This is a genomic window from Pseudanabaena sp. SR411 (assembly GCF_002251945.1).
Taxonomy (GTDB): domain Bacteria; phylum Cyanobacteriota; class Cyanobacteriia; order Pseudanabaenales; family Pseudanabaenaceae; genus Pseudanabaena.
Genome location: NZ_NDHW01000009.1, coordinates 1 through 1,287 on the forward strand (window position 1 = coordinate 1; position 1,287 = coordinate 1,287).

Sequence of the window (1,287 nt, forward strand, 5' to 3'; positions counted from 1 at the left end):
CTCATTGGGGGATATCCACATACCCAATAATTCCTTATATCCATCCATATTCACTGCCAAGGCGAAATACAGAGATTTATTGATGACTCGTCCATTGTCTCGGACTTTGATGACCAGACAGTCTAGAAATAAAATCGGATAGACTGCATCAAGAGAGCGATAGGACGCATTGTTTTACCTCATCGATCACTGCATCAGTGACATTGGAAATAAGTGTTGGTGATACTTCGACACCATACATTTCTTGCAACTGGGCTTGAATATCCCTGACACTCTTGCCTCGTGCGTAGAGGGCAATGATCTTCTCGTCTAGTCCTGACAATCGGCTTTGCCCTTTCTTCACCATCTGCGGTTCAAACTCACCTTGCCGATCGCGTGGTACGGCGATTTCTGCTATGCCAAATTCGCCTTGGAGCTTTTTCTGGCTATAGCCATTGCGACTGTTGGTTTGTCCTGCTGGTTTGAGTTCGTGCCGTAGCCTAGATGAGTTGATAGTTCTGCTTCCAATACTCTTTCCACCGAGGCGGTGGTCAGTTGCTTCAGGATTCCTCTTTCTCCGAATAGGTCGGGTGGAGTTTTACATTCTTGCAACAATTCATCTAGCAATTCTTTGCTTATATTCATCTTTTTAGTGTTGGCATTGTGTGTCTAGATTGTCTCTCTGTATACTTCCCAGGCTTTACACATCTCACTTTACTCTCTCTAAACAAGATTGAGAAATTCTGGACTAGGTTGAATAATTATGTCTGTAAAGTAATTGGTCAATGTGAAAGTTTCGCTCATCTGGGGAAGTAGGTGAAATGGCAAAATAGGAGGAAGTCATTTTCATGAATCGACAGAGAAGCGATGATCAAATTTCCGTTGACCGAATTGTTAGATGACCAAGCGTGCTATGAATGGTTATTAAAGATCCTGCATCCGCAGGGTTTGCATTGTCCAAGTGGACACGCAATACCAGCAGGACAAGCGCCGCACGATCGCCAACGTGCACCAATCGTCAAATACAAGTGTCGGGAATGTGGGAAAGTGTTCCATATTTTTACAGGGACAGACTTATCAGGAAGCCATTACACCTGTGGTCAGATCGTGCTGATATTGCGTGGATTCTTACAAGGACAAACGACCCAACACATAGCCGAGGAACTAGGAGTCGACTATGGGACATTATTGTCTTGGCGGCATCGCATCCAACGRCGAGGATTTGCCCATTTGATTAATGGTAATCTGCCCGATGCTGAAGCCGAGATGGACGAGATGTTTCAGAATGCAGGAGAAAAGGGAGCAAAA

4 protein-coding genes are annotated in these 1,287 nt (G+C 44.7%); 1 reads left to right on the plus strand and 3 read right to left on the minus strand.

Going from position 1 to position 1,287, the window contains the following annotated elements; genetic code table 11:
• The 3 genes from B9G53_RS28880 to B9G53_RS28215 form a co-directional block, all read right to left on the minus strand.
• A partial coding sequence (locus B9G53_RS28880; RefSeq protein WP_217901472.1) for a transposase occupies positions 1-135 on the minus strand: 135 nt, incomplete at its 3' end.
• 13 nt (positions 136-148) lie between these two features.
• Positions 149-493, minus strand: a complete 345-nt coding sequence (locus B9G53_RS00110; protein ID WP_254923483.1) for a transposase — start codon at positions 491-493, stop codon at positions 149-151.
• Positions 394-624: a hypothetical protein gene (locus B9G53_RS28215; protein WP_254923482.1), complete on the minus strand. Its 231-nt coding sequence runs from the start codon at positions 622-624 to the stop codon at positions 394-396. The genes B9G53_RS00110 and B9G53_RS28215 overlap by 100 nt, the downstream gene beginning before the upstream one ends.
• A 222-nt stretch (positions 625-846) precedes the next feature.
• On the opposite strand from B9G53_RS28215, the gene B9G53_RS00115 reads away from it, so the two are divergent.
• Positions 847-1,287 (plus strand): IS1 family transposase (locus B9G53_RS00115; protein ID WP_141211648.1); only part of this gene is annotated, 441 nt, incomplete at its 3' end.